Consider the following 14,915-nt stretch of genomic DNA (forward strand, 5'->3'; position numbering starts at 1 on the left):
GCCTGGATGTCGATCAATCCATCTGGATCTTGGCGCCTTCGACGACCGGTTTCCACTTGGCGAGTTCGGCGGTCACGTGCTTGCCGAGTTCTTCGGGCGTCGAGCCGACGATGGTGGCGCTGAACTCCTTCATGCGCTCCACGACGGCCGGATCCTTCATGGCGTTGTTGGCCGCTTCGTTGAGCTTTGCCACGACCTCCGTCGGCGTGCCGGCCGGGGCGAAGAGGGCGTTCCACGTATAGGTCTCGTAGCCGGGAATGCCGGATTCGGCGATCGTCGGCACATCCGGGAAGGAGGCTGCACGTTCCTTCGTCGTGACAGCGAGCGCACGTAGCGTGCCGGCCTTGATGTGGCTGGACGAGGAGGGCAGGTTGTCGAACATGATCGGGATCTGGTTGCCGATCACGTCGTTCAGGGCCGGACCAGAGCCCTTGTAGGGCACATGCTGCATGCTGACGCCGGCCATGCTCTTGAAGAGTTCGCCGGAAAGATGCAGCGGCGTGCCGTTGCCGGAGGAGGCATAGCTGTAGGCTTCCGGATCGGCCTTCAGCAGTGCCAGAAGCTCTTCCACGTTTTTCGCCGGCAGCTCCGGGTTCACCACCAGCACGTTGGGCACGATGACCAGCAGCGAGACCGGCGCAAAATCCTTTTCCGCATCATAGGGGTTGGTTTTCAGGATCAGCGGGTTCAGCGCGTGGGTGGCAACCGTGCCCATCAGGATCGTGTAGCCGTCCGGCTCGGCACGTGCCACCCGGTCGGCGCCAAGGCTGCCACCGGCGCCGCCGACATTTTCGACGATGATCTGCTGGCCGAGGTTGTCGCCCATCTTCTGCGCGATGATGCGCGCCACCACGTCGGTCGATCCGCCGGCGGCGAAGGGCACGACGAGCGTGATGGTCCGGTCGGGGAATTGCTGGGCGCTGGCGGGCATGCCAAGCGCCAGCGATGCGAGCACGGTGGTGCCAAGCGTCATGAGGGTACGGCGGGTGAGCGTCGAAAATGCCACGTGGATTTCCTCCCAAGGTGACGTGAAGTCCGCCTCCTCAGGATAGGGCACTTGCCCCGTGAAACAAGGGCAGGCGACGATCAGCCGGCCGCGCGGGCCTCTCCGAGGAAGGCCTGGCCGCCGTGATCGAATTGCAGCCGCGCAAGACGGGCGTACAGGCCATTCTGCTGGACGAGCGACTGGTGCGTGCCCTCTTCGACGACTTGGCCTGCATCCATGACAAGGATGCGATCGGCCTTGAGCACGGTGGCAAGGCGGTGCGCGATGACGATCGTCGTACGCTTGCCCATCTGCCCGTCGAGCGCCTTTTGCACCAGCGTCTCGCTTTCGGCATCGAGCGCCGAGGTCGCCTCGTCGAGCAACAGCAATGGCGCATCTTTCAGGATGGCGCGGGCAATGGCAATGCGCTGGCGCTGGCCGCCGGAGAGCGTGACACCACGCTCGCCGACCATCGTGTCATAGCCCCTGTCGAGCCGATCGATGAATTCTTCCGCCTGGGCGGCGCGAGCGGCGGTGCGGATCGCATCGTCGCTGACATCGGTCATGCCGAAGGCGATGTTGTCGCGGATCGTCGCGGCAAAGATGGTGACGTCCTGCGGCACCAGCGCGATGCGGCGGCGCAGTTCTTCCGGATCCGCCGTGCGCAGATCGATACCGTCGAGGGTGATCGTGCCCGAATCGGGATCGTAGAAGCGCAGAACGAGCGAGAGGATCGTGCTCTTGCCGGCGCCGGAGGGGCCGACGATCGCGACCGTCTCGCCCTGTTTCACCGCAAAGCTCAGGCCGTTGACGCTGCGATAGCCGGGGCGGGCGGGATAGGAGAAGTGCACATCCTGGAAGGCGATTTCGCCACGTGCGGGCAACGGAAGCGTCACCGGATTGGCGGGCGCGGCGATCGCCGGCACCTCGGCAAGCAGTTCCGTCAGGCGCTCGGCTGCACCGGCGGCCTGCGAAAGCTCGCCCCAGACTTCGGACAGCGCGCCGAGGCTACCGGCAGCGAAGACGGCGTAGAGCAGGAACTGGCCGAGCGTGCCGGCCGAAATGCCTCCGGAGAGCACGTCACGCGCACCGAACCAAAGCACCGCGACGACCGAACCGAAGATCATGGCGATAGCAAAACCAGTGAGCAAGGAACGGGCGCGGATGGCGGAGCGGGCCGCGCCATAGGCGCTCTCGACCTCGCCGAAGAAACGCGCGCGGGCGGCGTCTTCCGCATTGAACGCCTGGAGCGTGCGGGTCGCGCCAATCGCCTCGCCGGCATAGGCGGAGGCGGCAGCGAGCGTATCCTGCGCCTCGCGCGAGCGGCGGCGCACCGAGCGGCCGAAGGCGACGAGAGGGAAGACGATGACGGGAATGGCGGCGATAACGAGGCTCGAGAGTTTCGGGCTGGTATAGACCATCATGGCGATGGCGCCGAAACAGAGGATCAGGTTGCGCAGCGCAACCGAGGCGGTAGCGCCGACGGCGGATTTTATCTGCGTCGTATCTGCGGTCAGCCGCGAGACGATCTCGCCGGACTGGTTAATATCGAAGAAAGACGGCGAGAGTTTTGTCACATGGGCGAAGACGTCGCGGCGAAGATCGGCGACGATGCGCTCGCCGAGCGTGATGACGAAGTAGTAGCGCATGCCGCTCGCCAGCGCGAGAAGGCCGGCCAGCACGAAGAGCATCGTGAAATAGGTATTGATGAAGCTCGCGCCGGCATCGGAAAAGCCGTGGTCGATCATGCGGCGCACGGCGAGGGGCAGAACGAGCGTCGTGACGGCCGCCATGACGAGGGCGACCAGCGCTCCGGCGACGAGGCCACGGTAGCGGCCGATATAAGGAATAAGCCTGCCCAGCGGACGGACGGTCCGGCGCTCGGATTTCGCCAGCGCGACTGCTTCTCTGTCTGTGGACACCATACCCCCATTTCCAGTGCCTGGCGGCACGAATTGTCTTTCGGCTCTTGTTATCCAGACGGCCTTCATGTATAGGCTCGCCATCGAATTGGGAAGCCGTAGGTCCGACCGACCGCGGCTTCATTTACGTCTTTGGCCTCGCTGCCGCAATGCGTTGCGACAAATGGCCCCCGGAACAAGCAGGAAGAGTGTCATGAAGGCTGATATCCATCCCGACTACCACGTCATCAAGGTCGTCATGACCGACGGCACCGAATACGAAACCCGTTCGACTTGGGGTTCGGCCGGCGCCACGATGAACCTCGAAATCGACCCGAAGTCCCACCCGGCCTGGACCGGCGGCAACCAGCACATGCTGGACCGCGGTGGCCGCGTTTCCAAGTTCAAGAAGCGCTTCGAAGGCCTCGGCCTCTAATCCGCTTCCACTGGATGATTTCAAGAACCCGGCTTCGGCCGGGTTTTTTGTTGTCCGCGGTTTGTCGACTTACGCTGCGCGCCTTGCCCCCGGGCAGCCGGATGAGGGGCCGTCCAGAGACAGCAAAACGCAGGCAACAAAAAACCCGGCCGAAGCCGGGTCATCGTTTCACCGTGTCTGTGGACTGCTCAGTTGTTGCCGAAGGCGGTTTGCAGCAGGTTGAGCTGGGCCTGGACGCTGTTCTGGTTGCCGGGCTCGAAGGCCTGGACTTCCTGCGGGCGGTAGATTTCGCGGTCGAGCAGAGCGACGCGGTTCTGCAGGCGCAGCGACCGTTCGATGAGATCGCGGAAAGCTTCCGGCAGGTCGTTCCAACCGGGGGCGGTCTTGTCGACGTTGAAGCTGTCGAGGCGCACCTTGTTCTTTTCCGACAGCACCTGGTCGCGGCTCATCTCGCCATTGTTGACGGCGCGCTGGAGCAGCAGCCAGGAGGCCATCTGCATCAGGCGGGTGGTAAGACGCATCGATTCGGCTGCATACAGCACCGAGGCCATGCGGGGCAGCACCTTGGAAGCCTGGCGCCCGACGCCGTCGAGATAGCTTGCGGTCTCTTCGACCAGACCCATGCCCTCGGCGTACAGGGATTTGAATTGCGCGGACGACGCAACGTGGCCAGCGAAGCTGACGGTATTCAATCCTCTTTCGGACATGGTGTCATCCCTGTTGAACGCATCACACTGCAGGTAACGGAAGGTTGGCGCTCTGTGTTCCAAGCGGCCTTTTAATGTCTCAAGGATGATCCCATAACCTAATTCGCGCAAGGGCATTCTTAATAAAGGGTTAATCTCCACAATTCTTTCGGCACAGGTGCCGTGCACACGCTCTGGCAAACAAAAAAAGAGCCGCGAAAAGCGGCTCTCAAGGTAAAACAGGGAGAAAATCAGACCGATTCCCCAAAGGGGCGAAAATGTCTGAATCCGGAAGAACCGGATGGGCAAGTAATAACGTGTAAGGCTTAATGGCCGGTTAACTCTATTGTCGGTTTGCCGGTTGCTGTGCCTTTTTGGCAAGGCTACGGCGATCTGGCACGGCTCTAGCGGAAGAGACTTTCGGCCGCCGACCGGCTTGCGCCCTTCCTTGCCTTCTCCGCTTCCAGACGGTCGATCTCCGTTCGAAGCAGGTCGATTCGCGCTGCCAGTTCATCGGCCGAGAGCAGCGACAGGTCGCTGCCGATCTCGTGCGCAGTCTTTTTCAACGGGCGACCGTCTTCATCGAAGAGGCTCATGCGGTTTTCTCCTCCGATTGTTCGTCGACGGCTTGCGGCTGGGCGAGCGCGCGCGGCGAGAGCTGAAGGCTTTCCGGCGTCATCATGGTGCCGGGGTTGATGGTCGTGTAGGCGTCGCGCATCTCGGCCGGCAGCGCGGCGCGGCGGCGGCTGCGGAAGATGGCATAAGCCGTGATCAGGATATGCGCCAAGCAGGTCACCATGAAGAGCGCATAGGGGCCGACCGCCGACATGATCGGACCGCCGAGCGTCGGGCCGATGATCGTACCGACGCCATAGAGCAGCAGCAGGCCGCCGGAGACCTTTACGAAGTCCTCGGGGCTGGCAAAGTCGTTGGCGTGCGAGACGGCGATGGGATAGAGCGCATTCGCCGTCGCGCCATAGACCGCCGTCAGGATCAACAGCACGGTGACGGAGGCCGGCTGGAAGACGAAGAGCGCGAGGCCGGCACCGGCGGCGATAGCAGCGAGAATCGCGAGAACGATGCGCCGGTCGATCCGGTCGGACATGCGGCCGGCCGGCAGCTGCATGACGGCGCCGGCGAAGATCGCCACGCTCATCATGATGGCGATCGAGCTGGAGGACAGGCCGGCATTGGCACCGAAGACGGCACCCAGCGTGCCGAAGGCGCCGTTGGCAATGCCGATCAGCACGATGCCGACGCAGGCGACGGGGGAGGTGCGGAAAAGGGTTGGAATATCGAGCCGCACCTGCTTCAGCGGCTGCGGCGAGGCGGCGGTCGAGAGCGTCGTCGGCAGCATGGCGAAGCAGTAGAGAATGCCGGCGAACATGAAGAGCATCGGCGTCGTCACGTCGCCGAGCGCCACCGTCATCTGACCGCCGACGGTGCCGATCAGCGTGATGGCGATGTAGAGCGAGAAGATCAGGCCGCGGCTCTCGTTGGTGGCGCGCTCGTTCAGCCAGCTTTCGATGATCATCGAGGTGCCGGCGATCGAGAAGCCGGTGACGGCGCGCAGCACGATCCACCAGAACGGGTCGACCAGCATGCCGGTCAAAAGCGCGATGATGGCGATCAGCGAGGCGAAGCCGGAAAAGGCGCGCACATGACCGATGCGTTTGACGATGGTCGGCGCCATCAGGCAGCCGAGCACGAAGCCGGAGGCCCAGGACGTGCCGAGCAGGCCGAGCATCGTCGTCTCATAGCCTTCGAAGGCGCCGCGCATGGGCAGCAGCAGGCCGTGCAGGCCGTTCCCCAGGAAGAGGAACAGGGTGCCCATGAGAAGCGCGAAGACGGAAATGAGATTGTTGCGCATAGGATTTCCGTGAGTTTCGCCAATGGGAAAGGAATAGCGCACCTGTTGCCGATTGCCAGATGCAAAGGCGACGCGCACACGATTTTCAGACGACGTGTTGGTCGCTTGGAAAAATGTCTCGGGTATGACAGGAAGGGCGGAGAAAGGCCGCCATGTCGAAAATTCTTCCAGCACTTCTTCTTGCCGTCATGCTGCTGCATCTCATCCGGCCCGTCGGCCTGCCGGGGCTGAAGCGGCGTGCGGATTTCTGGAAGATCGCCGTGGTCGCCATCGTATTGATGATGCTGACGGTGCTTATCAGGCCCTGAAACGCAGAAGGCCACCCGAAGGTGGCCTAGGCTGCTGGCAAGTGCCGCAAACTCCAAAACGCAAAAGGGCCACCCGAAGGTGACCCCCATGAGGTTTGGTCCGGCGTGGACCCGGGCCTTTGGGCCCGCAGGAAGGTGGGGTCAGAACGAGGGCTGCCTCGTTTCATTCACCACAATTCCCATGCCCGAAGCCAAGACCGAAATCTCATTAGACATTGGATCACCTTCCTTTCTGTTCGTTGATACTGACCAGAAATGTAGGCGATCCGTGGCCGGACGCAAGTCCTTTTGTATTATTTCTGCTGGTGCAGGATTTCGACGCCCGGCAGGGGCTTGCCTTCCATCCATTCCAGGAACGCGCCGCCGGCGGTCGAGACATAGGAGAAATCGTCCGCAACGCCGGCATGGTTGAGGGCCGCAACCGTGTCGCCGCCACCGGCGACGGAGACCAGTTTGCCTTCCTTGGTACGGGCGGCGGCGTGCTTGGCAGCCGACACCGTCGCAGTGTCGAAGGGGGCAATTTCAAAGGCGCCGAGCGGGCCGTTCCAGACGAGGGTCGTGGCGCGAGAGATCCAGGCATTGACCGCTTCGATCGTCTTCGGGCCGACGTCGAGCATCATGGCGTCTGCGGGAATGGCATTGACATCGACCACTTCGTTTTCGGCATTGGCCTTGAATTCGCGGGCAACGACGCCGTCTTCCGGCAGCACGATGGCGCAGGCGGCGGTTGCCGCCTCGATCATGATCTGCTTGGCGGTTTCTGCGAGGTCATGCTCGCAGAGTGACTTGCCGACGTTCGTGCCACGGGCGGCGAGGAAGGTGTTCGCCATGCCGCCGCCGATGACCAGCGCGTCAACGCGCTTCACGAGGTTCATCAAGAGGTCGATCTTGGTGGAGACCTTGGCGCCACCGACAATCGCGACGACGGGGCGAACCGGGTTGCCGAGACCTTTTTCCAGCGCTTCAAGCTCGGCCTGCATGGTGCGGCCGGCATAGGCAGGCAGCAGGTGGGCAAGGCCTTCGGTCGAAGCATGGGCGCGGTGCGCGGCGGAAAAGGCGTCGTTGACGTAGAGGTCGCCGTTGGCGGCAAGGGCTGCGGTGAAGTCCGGATTGTTCTTCTCTTCGCCCTTGTGGAAGCGGGTGTTTTCGAGAAGCAGGATATCGCCATCCTGCAGCGAGGCGATGGCGGCCGCAGCCGGCTCGCCGATGCAGTCGGTGGCGAAGTGCACTTTCTTGCCCAGGACCTCGTTCACGGCGGGAAGAATCTGTTCCAGCGACATGTCGGCGACGACGGCGCCCTGCGGCCGGCCGAAATGGGCAAGCAGGATGACCTTGGCGCCCTTCTTCGACAGTTCGAGAATGGTCGGGGCGACGCGCTCGATGCGGGTTGCATCCGTTACCTTGCCGTCCTTGACCGGCACGTTGAGATCGACGCGGACGAGCACGCGCTTGCCGGTGATGTCGGTGAGGTTGTCGAGGGTCTTGAAGGTCATGGCGCGGCTCCGAAAGTCTGGTGTCTGGTCAAGAAAAAACACCCGGACATCGCTGTCCGGGTGTTTCGCGTTTTTGCTTAGATCAGCTTGCCGAGGGCAACGGCCGTGTCGGACATGCGGTTCGAGAAGCCCCATTCGTTGTCGTACCAGGACAGGATGCGAACGAGGTTGCCGTCGAGAACCTTGGTCTGGTCGGCAGCGAAGTTCGAGGAGTGGCTGTCGTGGTTGAAGTCGATCGAGACGAGCGGGTCGGTGACGTAGTCGAGGATGCCCTTGAGTTCGCCTTCGGCTGCAGCCTTGATAGCCGCGTTGACTTCTTCAACCGTGACGTTGCGCTTCGGCACGAACTTCAGGTCGACGACCGAGACGTTCGGGGTCGGAACGCGGATAGCCGAACCGTCGAGCTTGCCGGCGAGCTGCGGCAGCACGAGGCCGACGGCCTTGGCGGCGCCCGTCGAGGTCGGGATCATGGACAGGGCTGCGGCGCGGGCGCGATACAGGTCCTTGTGCATGGTGTCGAGCGTCGGCTGGTCACCCGTGTAGGAGTGGATCGTCGTCATGTAGCCCTTCTCGATGCCGAAGGCCTTGTCGAGAATGTAGGCGACCGGCGCCAGGCAGTTCGTCGTGCACGACGCGTTCGAGATGACGAGATCGTCCTTGGTCAGCGTGTTGTGGTTGACGCCGTAGACGATCGTCTTGTCGGCATTGTCGCACGGTGCGGAGACGATGACGCGCTTGGAGCCGTTGGCAAGATGCGCGCCGGCCTTTTCCTTGGTCGTGAACAGGCCGGTGCATTCCAGCGCGATGTCGACGTCACTCCAGGGCAGTTCCTTGGGGTCGCGGATGGCGGTGACGCGGATCGGGCCGCGGCCGACGTCGATCGTATCGCCGGAAACGGTGACGGTGCCGGGGAACTTGCCGTGGACGGAATCGTAGCGAACGAGGTGCGCGTTGGTCTCGACCGGGCCGAGGTCGTTGACGGCGACGACTTCGATGTCGGTGCGGCCGGACTCGACGATGGCGCGGAGCACGTTACGGCCGATGCGGCCAAAACCGTTGATGGCAACTTTCACAGTCATGTGGGGTCTCTCCCTATGGATAATCTCTAGGCGACGTCAGGGCGCGACGGGAGGCCGCGCCCGACAGACAATCAGGCGAGCTTGGCTTCCGCCGCGGCGACGACAGCTTCCGGCGTGATGCCGAAGTGCTTGTAGAGTTCCTTGTAGGGACCCGAGGCGCCGAAGGAGGACATGCCGACGAAGATGCCGTCCGAACCGATGAAGTGATCCCAGCCCTGGCGGATGCCGGCTTCGACGGCGATCTTGACCGGCGAGTTGCCGATGACGGCCTTCTGGTAGGCTTCCGGCTGCTCGGCGAAGAGCTCGACGCAGGGCACGGAGACCACGCGGGTCGAGATGCCCTTGGCGGACAGCGCCTGCTGGGCCTTCACCGCGATCTCGATTTCCGAGCCGGAGGCGAAGATCGTCACCTTGGCGTCGCTTGCCGAGACGAGGTCGTAGGCGCCGCGAGCCGAGAGGTTTTCTTCCTCGTATTCCAGGCGCACCGGCATCAGGTTCTGGCGGGTGAGCGCGATGGCCGACGGGCGGTTATGGCTTTCGAGCGCCAGCTGCCAGACCTCTGCCGTTTCCGTGGCATCGGCCGGGCGGAAGACGAGCAGGTTCGGGATGGCGCGCAGTGCCGCCATGTGCTCGACCGGCTGGTGTGTCGGGCCGTCTTCGCCGAGACCGATGGAGTCATGCGTCAGGACGTGGATGACGCGGATGCCCATCAGTGCGGCGAGGCGGATCGACGGACGGCAGTAGTCCGAGAAGATCAGGAAGCCGCCGGAATAGGGGATGAGGCCGCCATGCAGCGCCATGCCGTTCATGGCAGCAGCCATGCCGTGCTCGCGAACACCGTAGTGGATGTAGCGGCCGGAGAAGTCGGTCGGCGTGATCGACTTGGTCTGGCTCGTCTTGGTGTTGTTCGAGCCGGTCAGGTCGGCCGAGCCGCCGATCGTTTCGAGCAGCACGCCGTTGATGACTTCCAGCGCGTCTTCGGAGGCCTTGCGGGTCGCCGGGTTCGGCTTGGTTTCGGCAAGCTTCTTCTTGTAGGCGGAGATGGCCGAATCCAGGCCGCTTTCGAGGTCGCCGGCGAAGCGGCGGACGAACTGGGCCTTCTTCTCGGCTTCCGTCTTCTCGAGGCGGGCGTCCCATTCCTTGTGGGCCTTGGTGGAGCGAAGACCGGCGAGGCGCCAGGCGTCGAGCACGTCGGACGGAACCACGAAGGCTTCCGATTCCCAGTTCAGCGCCTTGCGGGTGGCGGCGATTTCCTCGGCACCGAGCGGCGAACCGTGCACCTTGTGCGTGCCGGCCTTGTTCGGTGCGCCAAAACCGATCGTCGTCTTGCAGGCGATCAGGGTCGGTTTGTCGGACTTCTGGGCTTCCTCGATGGCGGCAGCGATTGCCTCAGGATCATGGCCGTCGACGGCGATGGTGTGCCAGTGCGAGGCCCGGAAGCGGGCGTGCTGGTCGGTCGAGTCGGCAATCGAGATCGGGCCGTCGATCGAGATGTTGTTGTCGTCCCAGAACACGATCAGCTTGTTGAGCTTCAGGTGGCCGGCGAGCGAGAGTGCTTCCTGGCTGATACCTTCCATGAGGCAGCCGTCACCCACGATGGCGTAGGTGTAGTGCTCCATCAGGTCGGCGCCGAACTCGTCGCGCAGCTTGCGCTCGGCAATCGCCATACCGACGGCATTGGCAATGCCCTGGCCGAGCGGACCGGTGGTCGTCTCGATGCCGGCGGCGTGGCCGTATTCCGGGTGACCTGCGGTGCGCGCGCCAAGCTGGCGGAAATTCTTGATCTCGTCGATCGTGATGTCCTCGTAGCCCGTCAGATAGAGCAGCGAGTAGAGCAGCATCGAGCCGTGGCCGGCCGACAGCACGAAGCGGTCGCGGTTCGGCCAGGACGGAGTCTTCGGATCGAAAGAGAGAAAGCGGGTGAAAAGAACCGTTGCGATGTCTGCTGCGCCCATGGGCAGGCCGGGGTGACCGGAGTTCGCCTTTTCCACGGCATCCATGGAAAGGAAGCGAATTGCGTTCGCCATCCGGTCGTGTTTTTCGCGAGAGATCATGACTGTTCCGTATTCTTCGGAGTGTTGGGCCCGATGCCTTTTGGAGCATCGGTTAGGAAGCGGGAGACACATAGCAGGTGCGCCGTCGGAGTCAACGAATTCGGCCGTTTTTCCGGCCTTTGCGGGCCAATTCCGGCCGCTTTTTTAGTGTTTTCTACCCCGTGCGGCCGGTCGATTTCACAACCGATTTAAGCGCTGATCCACAGCGGCTTTCCGGCGCCTGGCGGCCTGCTGTTGACGCTGCCGCCCGCAGTTGAATACTGTCAAGGTGAGAGAACCGGCGTTGGCGGCGGCGATTCGCGTATTTTGAGAGTGCCGGTGAAGGCTTTATGACGAACGGGGAAACAGTCAGGGTGGCGATCGAGGAGCTGCGCAGAGCGATCAGCACCCTCGACAATGCGCTCGACATGCGCTTTGACCGCGAGCGTGACCATGGCGAGGTTGAGGGCGAGGTTCGTCGCGTCAACACCGACCGGTCGCGGCTTGCCCAGGAACTGGATCAATCCGAATTCCGCGCCAATCGTCTGGAGGAGGTCAACCGCGAGGTCTCTCGCCGGCTCGTCACGGCCATGGAAACGATCCGGGCCGTGCTCGACCGCTAGCCGTCCGCCTCCCAAAAATCAGGATATTTCGCATGGCACAGGTAACCGTACAGATCGATGGCAAGGCCTATCGCATGGCCTGCGAAGAGGGGCAGGAGGCGCATCTCGAAGAGCTTGCCGCCGGCTTCGATCGGTATGTCGGGCACCTGAAGGAGCAGTTCGGCGAGATCGGCGATCTGCGGCTGACCGTCATGGCCGGCATCATGGTGATGGACGAGCTGAACGAAGCCACCCGTCGCCTGACCAAGCTGGAAAAGGAAGCCGAGGAGCTGCGCAAGGGCCGGGAAGGCGTGATCGACGAAGTTGCCAAGAGCGAGGATGTGATCGCCCAGGCGCTTGGCGAGCTGACCAGCCAGATCCAGGGCATGGCGGCAAAACTTTCCGGCAAGCCGCCAGCCAACTGAGCGGCACAATTGCCACTGGCGAAGAGGCCGCTTTCATCCTATATATCTGATACGGTCTGCGCTTCTCGACAGGAACCACAATCCCTGGGGCCATACTCGATCCAAAGGGAGCTGTCCCTGACCTGGCCCGTGGGCTGGGTCACACGGTGCCCACCTACGTTTGTAGGCACCCAGGATCGTAAATCTCCATCGGTTGCGCGGATCGTACTCTTTCCCCTTGGATTTCAATGATTTCGACTGACCGATCGAAACATGGCAAATCAGTGCCGTCTTTATCGGCACCCGAACGGCTACTTTTATCATCGGGTCAAAGTCCCCTCCGACATTCATTTGATTTACGGCAAACGAATTGAGCAACGGTCTCTCGGTACGCGTGATTTTCGGGAAGCACTTCGCCACCTGCCCGCCATCGTTGTTGAGGTTGACCGCCTTTTCTCCGCTCTTCGGCTAGAGCATGCGGAGCGGCTAACCCCTGACGCAGGGGATGCGGGCGAAACGAAGCCGGTCGCGATCAATTTAAAGAGAGTCGCGGCGGCATTTGCCCGGGCGATTGAATTAGAAAGGCGAGTGCTTCCGGTCGCGAACGGAGTCAACCGACCGTTCGACATGTCAAAGTTAATAGTGGCAATGGGACAACGAGCGTATCTTTCGCGGATAGGCAGCATTTGAGCGCACCATAGCATTCATAAAAGCGCTCATGTTTTCGCCGTGAAGGAGACTTCTATGCACTCCACTCAATTTGAGCCTGAAGAGTTGAATTCTGTGAAGCTAATATACGATGATATCGTGGCGCAGGGCTGGTTTGACACAAGCGAGGACGCGCGCTCGTCGTTTGCTCGGTATCTAATCGACACCTATTCCATGGGTCATGTTGAGCCGACACGGTTCCGTAAAATCGTGGAATTCTCAGCACGGGCCTATTACAGCCGTTCGAGATAAATCCACATCCGGGGGTGGATGCAGGGACTCGGTGTCGTGATGATGCCGGGTCCCTTTTCGTACCATTGTCGGGACGCACCAAGCGCTACGCGGATGGCGAGATACGCAAAGTTGCTCATACATCACCCCATCGGACAGCGGTTGCAAAACACCCTACGAAATACATTGAATTGCAATCGGTATAGCTGATTAGACGTACGGCGCTGTACTCCCTCCAAATGGGGTAAAACGGTGCAAAAGTTCGTGAATTGGACTGTAAACGTTCCGTTTTTCACGTTGAAGTTTAGTGAAATCGAATGTATTCGCTCAGCTTTGTTCTTCCATGAACGACAAATACTAGTCGCGATGCGTCAAGGGCGTAGGTTCGATCATAGTCGGTGCTATCTAATGCTTGTCGCCGACAATCTCGATTTTAACTCACTCGATATGACTATGCCGTCATCCTTGTCCATTGAGTAGTAAATGCTAATGTTCTGTCGCAGTCGGCATGCCCCTGATTACCCCTGTAGCTCGACTGTGAGAAGGACCCGGCTCCGCTAAGCCGGGTCCTTTTCGTTCGACACACGCTAATATAAGCGTATGGTTGCGCCACCGGTCGCCGATCCAACGGGCGCGACCATGAGAGCTTGACATCTTTCGCCCCAATTTTACGAGGCGAAGCTATGTCGCGTAGGTCTGTTGTCCTTTTCGCAGAAAACAAAGAGTGGTCGGTCATCGTCATTGAAGACGGTGGCGAGTCCCGTCATCCCTTCCGATTTCACAAGCATGCAGCCAGTTTTGCTGATGGGCAGCGCATGCGGCTCGGTTTCTCGCATATCGATTTCGCGGCGTGCGGTAACGCAAATGTGCCGGTCGCAGCAAGATAGTTTAACAGGTCCAAATGGGGGACACCTGCAAGCGGCGGCATTGTTTTGAGTAGCCGCCGCTTGCTCTTCCCGCTCAAAACCTTGGGGTCGAACCGTTGCGCGAAAACTCAGTCGTGATTTTCGTGGAACATGGAGATTGGATCGTCGCTGTTTCAGACCCGCACGGCGAAACCCGGCATTCGTTTCGTACACGCGGCTACGCGTTTGATTTTGCTGATCGACAGCGCATGAGGCTCAAGCTGCCGAAGCACGGCGAACAGCCGAAGAGCGATGATGTTTCAAGAGTCGTACTGGTTCAGGATCAGTCACCAAGCGAATCTTGAGATAAACGCGATTGTATATTCAGCCGGAGGTGCAGAAGTACCCCGGCGCGCAAAAAGCGCGATCGTTTTCGACAGGGCATAGTTCGCTTTAGCCGGGCGCGGGATATAGACGCAATGTGAGCATCCCCTTTGTATTCGAGAAGGGGCGTCATTTGCCGCCATTTCAAAGCGATATTCGTGAGGGTCGGCTGATAAGCCCACGCGCAATAATATCTGCCGAACAGGCGATCATCAGCGCGATTGGCGGTTGAAATTTTGACACCGCCTGTGACACTACTCTAATTGGATGAGTCGCAAGTCGAGGTTATCTCAGGGGCAAAGAGCGTGCGAAGATTTCGGAAGGAAGCGATATTTCTTCTGTGAAATCAGATGGTTGCCATACTCGATCCAAAGGGAGCTGTCCCTGACCTGGCCCGTGGGCTGGGTCACACGGTGCCCACCTGCGTTTGTAGGCACCCATGATCGTAAATCTCCATCGGTTGCGCGGATCGTACTCTTTTTCCTTAGATTTTCAGCTGCTCGATGCGTTGAAATACGCCTTTGATCGTGCGGCTCTGGCCGCGCGCCGGTTCGATGCGCATCAACATGAGCAGTTCGCCACCGTCATTGCGCCGAAGCTTGATGTCGAAGCTCTTGCCGGCATAGGTCTTGCGCGTCCCCCGCTTCCAGAAGCCTGCACCGCCGGCCGTCTTGCTGTCCCCGGTTTCGGCAATGGCCGTCCAGTCGTTGTTTGCGATGATCTGCAGCGTAGAGCCGGTCTGGCGAATGGTGACGCGGCAGGTTTGGCACTCGCCCGCATTGGAGGAGACCTGCTGCCATTCGCCGTGGAAGGTGTCTTCGGCTGCCGCCGGTGCCGCGAGGCCCGCCATGCAAAGCACGATGATTGCTGCCAGAAAACGCCTCATGCCGGAATCCCCTCTTACTATGCCTCGCTATAATCTAGGCGTGCATCGGTGGCATCGCGAGCCC

At 61.2% G+C, this 14,915-nt stretch carries 15 protein-coding genes and 1 other RNA gene; 6 read left to right on the top strand and 10 right to left on the bottom strand.

Features of this window, described 5'->3' with window-relative positions:
- Positions 1–13 precede the first annotated feature (13 nt).
- Positions 14–973: a Bug family tripartite tricarboxylate transporter substrate binding protein gene (locus tag ACT6VE_RS14210; protein WP_444799291.1), complete on the bottom strand. Its 960-nt coding sequence runs from the start codon at positions 971–973 to the stop codon at positions 14–16.
- A gap of 113 nt (positions 974–1,086) precedes the next feature.
- Complete coding sequence (locus ACT6VE_RS14215; RefSeq protein WP_444799225.1) at positions 1,087–2,910, bottom strand: ABC transporter transmembrane domain-containing protein; 1,824 nt, start codon at positions 2,908–2,910, stop codon at positions 1,087–1,089.
- A 190-nt stretch (positions 2,911–3,100) separates the two neighbouring features.
- Here ACT6VE_RS14215 and rpmE point away from each other — a divergent pair, with 190 nt between their 5' ends.
- A complete protein-coding gene (gene rpmE, locus ACT6VE_RS14220) occupies positions 3,101–3,322 on the top strand; it encodes a 50S ribosomal protein L31 (RefSeq protein WP_069061193.1) in 222 nt (73 codons plus the stop codon).
- Positions 3,323–3,510: 188 nt separating this feature from the next.
- Here the strand turns inward: rpmE and rcdA are convergent, their stop codons facing one another.
- The 3 genes from rcdA to ACT6VE_RS14235 form a co-directional block, all read right to left on the bottom strand.
- Positions 3,511–4,029 (bottom strand): protease adaptor protein RcdA, encoded by a 519-nt coding sequence (gene rcdA / locus ACT6VE_RS14225; protein ID WP_444799226.1) that lies wholly within the window; start codon positions 4,027–4,029, stop codon positions 3,511–3,513.
- Between the two features lie 383 nt (positions 4,030–4,412).
- A complete protein-coding gene (locus tag ACT6VE_RS14230) occupies positions 4,413–4,604 on the bottom strand; it encodes a DUF1192 domain-containing protein (RefSeq protein ID WP_444799227.1) in 192 nt (63 codons plus the stop codon).
- Positions 4,601–5,878 carry an MFS transporter gene (locus ACT6VE_RS14235; protein WP_444799228.1) on the bottom strand — a complete coding sequence of 426 codons (1,278 nt, stop codon included), beginning with the start codon at positions 5,876–5,878 and terminating at the stop codon, positions 4,601–4,603. The genes ACT6VE_RS14230 and ACT6VE_RS14235 overlap by 4 nt, the downstream gene beginning before the upstream one ends.
- Before the next feature lie 152 nt (positions 5,879–6,030).
- Between ACT6VE_RS14235 and ACT6VE_RS14240 the strand changes: the two genes are divergently transcribed.
- Positions 6,031–6,186: a hypothetical protein gene (locus tag ACT6VE_RS14240; protein WP_171902434.1), complete on the top strand. Its 156-nt coding sequence runs from the start codon at positions 6,031–6,033 to the stop codon at positions 6,184–6,186.
- A 293-nt stretch (positions 6,187–6,479) separates the two neighbouring features.
- On the opposite strand, the gene ACT6VE_RS14245 is transcribed toward ACT6VE_RS14240, so the two are convergent.
- From ACT6VE_RS14245 to tkt, 3 genes are all read right to left on the bottom strand, one after another.
- Positions 6,480–7,679, bottom strand: a complete 1,200-nt coding sequence (locus tag ACT6VE_RS14245; protein WP_444799229.1) for a phosphoglycerate kinase — start codon at positions 7,677–7,679, stop codon at positions 6,480–6,482.
- A gap of 77 nt (positions 7,680–7,756) precedes the next feature.
- Entirely contained in the window at positions 7,757–8,758 is a 1,002-nt protein-coding gene (gap, locus tag ACT6VE_RS14250; protein ID WP_444799230.1) for a type I glyceraldehyde-3-phosphate dehydrogenase, read from the bottom strand.
- A 71-nt stretch (positions 8,759–8,829) separates the two neighbouring features.
- The gene (gene tkt, locus ACT6VE_RS14255; protein WP_444799231.1) at positions 8,830–10,812 is read right to left on the bottom strand and encodes a transketolase; all 1,983 of its coding nucleotides are present in this window, start codon (positions 10,810–10,812) and stop codon (positions 8,830–8,832) included.
- A 329-nt stretch (positions 10,813–11,141) separates the two neighbouring features.
- On the opposite strand from tkt, the gene ACT6VE_RS14260 reads away from it, so the two are divergent.
- From ACT6VE_RS14260 to ACT6VE_RS14275, 4 genes are all read left to right on the top strand, one after another.
- Positions 11,142–11,414 carry a DUF4164 domain-containing protein gene (locus tag ACT6VE_RS14260; RefSeq protein ID WP_444799232.1) on the top strand — a complete coding sequence of 91 codons (273 nt, stop codon included), beginning with the start codon at positions 11,142–11,144 and terminating at the stop codon, positions 11,412–11,414.
- Between the two features lie 32 nt (positions 11,415–11,446).
- Complete coding sequence (locus ACT6VE_RS14265) at positions 11,447–11,818, top strand: cell division protein ZapA (protein WP_444799233.1); 372 nt, start codon at positions 11,447–11,449, stop codon at positions 11,816–11,818.
- Positions 11,819–11,868: 50 nt separating this feature from the next.
- A non-coding RNA gene (gene ssrS / locus ACT6VE_RS14270) (6S RNA) lies at positions 11,869–12,026 on the top strand.
- A 44-nt stretch (positions 12,027–12,070) separates the two neighbouring features.
- Positions 12,071–12,487: a DUF6538 domain-containing protein gene (locus tag ACT6VE_RS14275; RefSeq protein ID WP_444799234.1), complete on the top strand. Its 417-nt coding sequence runs from the start codon at positions 12,071–12,073 to the stop codon at positions 12,485–12,487.
- 251 nt (positions 12,488–12,738) lie between these two features.
- Here ACT6VE_RS14275 and ACT6VE_RS14280 read toward each other — a convergent pair whose 3' ends face one another.
- The gene (locus ACT6VE_RS14280; RefSeq protein WP_171902435.1) at positions 12,739–12,876 is read right to left on the bottom strand and encodes a hypothetical protein; all 138 of its coding nucleotides are present in this window, start codon (positions 12,874–12,876) and stop codon (positions 12,739–12,741) included.
- Positions 12,877–14,449: 1,573 nt separating this feature from the next.
- Entirely contained in the window at positions 14,450–14,851 is a 402-nt protein-coding gene (locus tag ACT6VE_RS14285) for a hypothetical protein (protein ID WP_444799235.1), read from the bottom strand.
- Positions 14,852–14,915: the final 64 nt, after the last annotated feature.

Origin of the sequence: Shinella sp. (genome assembly GCF_052438155.1) — a bacterium.
Lineage (GTDB): Bacteria > Pseudomonadota > Alphaproteobacteria > Rhizobiales > Rhizobiaceae > Shinella.

Excerpts from the sequence above, each read along its gene's own strand:
- ACT6VE_RS14210 (WP_444799291.1), bottom strand. The coding sequence starts at position 973 with ATGACGCTTGGCACCACCGTGCTCGCATCGCTGGCGCTTGGCATGCCC.
- gap (WP_444799230.1), bottom strand. The coding sequence starts at position 8,758 with ATGACTGTGAAAGTTGCCATCAACGGTTTTGGCCGCATCGGCCGTAAC.
- rcdA (WP_444799226.1), bottom strand. The coding sequence starts at position 4,029 with ATGTCCGAAAGAGGATTGAATACCGTCAGCTTCGCTGGCCACGTTGCG.
- ACT6VE_RS14215 (WP_444799225.1), bottom strand. The coding sequence starts at position 2,910 with ATGGTGTCCACAGACAGAGAAGCAGTCGCGCTGGCGAAATCCGAGCGC.
- ACT6VE_RS14285 (WP_444799235.1), bottom strand. The coding sequence starts at position 14,851 with ATGAGGCGTTTTCTGGCAGCAATCATCGTGCTTTGCATGGCGGGCCTC.
- ACT6VE_RS14240 (WP_171902434.1), top strand. The coding sequence starts at position 6,031 with ATGTCGAAAATTCTTCCAGCACTTCTTCTTGCCGTCATGCTGCTGCAT.
- tkt (WP_444799231.1), bottom strand. The coding sequence starts at position 10,812 with ATGATCTCTCGCGAAAAACACGACCGGATGGCGAACGCAATTCGCTTC.
- rpmE (WP_069061193.1), top strand. The coding sequence starts at position 3,101 with ATGAAGGCTGATATCCATCCCGACTACCACGTCATCAAGGTCGTCATG.
- ACT6VE_RS14280 (WP_171902435.1), bottom strand. The coding sequence starts at position 12,876 with ATGAGCAACTTTGCGTATCTCGCCATCCGCGTAGCGCTTGGTGCGTCC.
- ACT6VE_RS14265 (WP_444799233.1), top strand. The coding sequence starts at position 11,447 with ATGGCACAGGTAACCGTACAGATCGATGGCAAGGCCTATCGCATGGCC.
- ACT6VE_RS14245 (WP_444799229.1), bottom strand. The coding sequence starts at position 7,679 with ATGACCTTCAAGACCCTCGACAACCTCACCGACATCACCGGCAAGCGC.
- ACT6VE_RS14230 (WP_444799227.1), bottom strand. The coding sequence starts at position 4,604 with ATGAGCCTCTTCGATGAAGACGGTCGCCCGTTGAAAAAGACTGCGCAC.
- ACT6VE_RS14235 (WP_444799228.1), bottom strand. The coding sequence starts at position 5,878 with ATGCGCAACAATCTCATTTCCGTCTTCGCGCTTCTCATGGGCACCCTG.
- ACT6VE_RS14275 (WP_444799234.1), top strand. The coding sequence starts at position 12,071 with ATGGCAAATCAGTGCCGTCTTTATCGGCACCCGAACGGCTACTTTTAT.
- ACT6VE_RS14260 (WP_444799232.1), top strand. The coding sequence starts at position 11,142 with ATGACGAACGGGGAAACAGTCAGGGTGGCGATCGAGGAGCTGCGCAGA.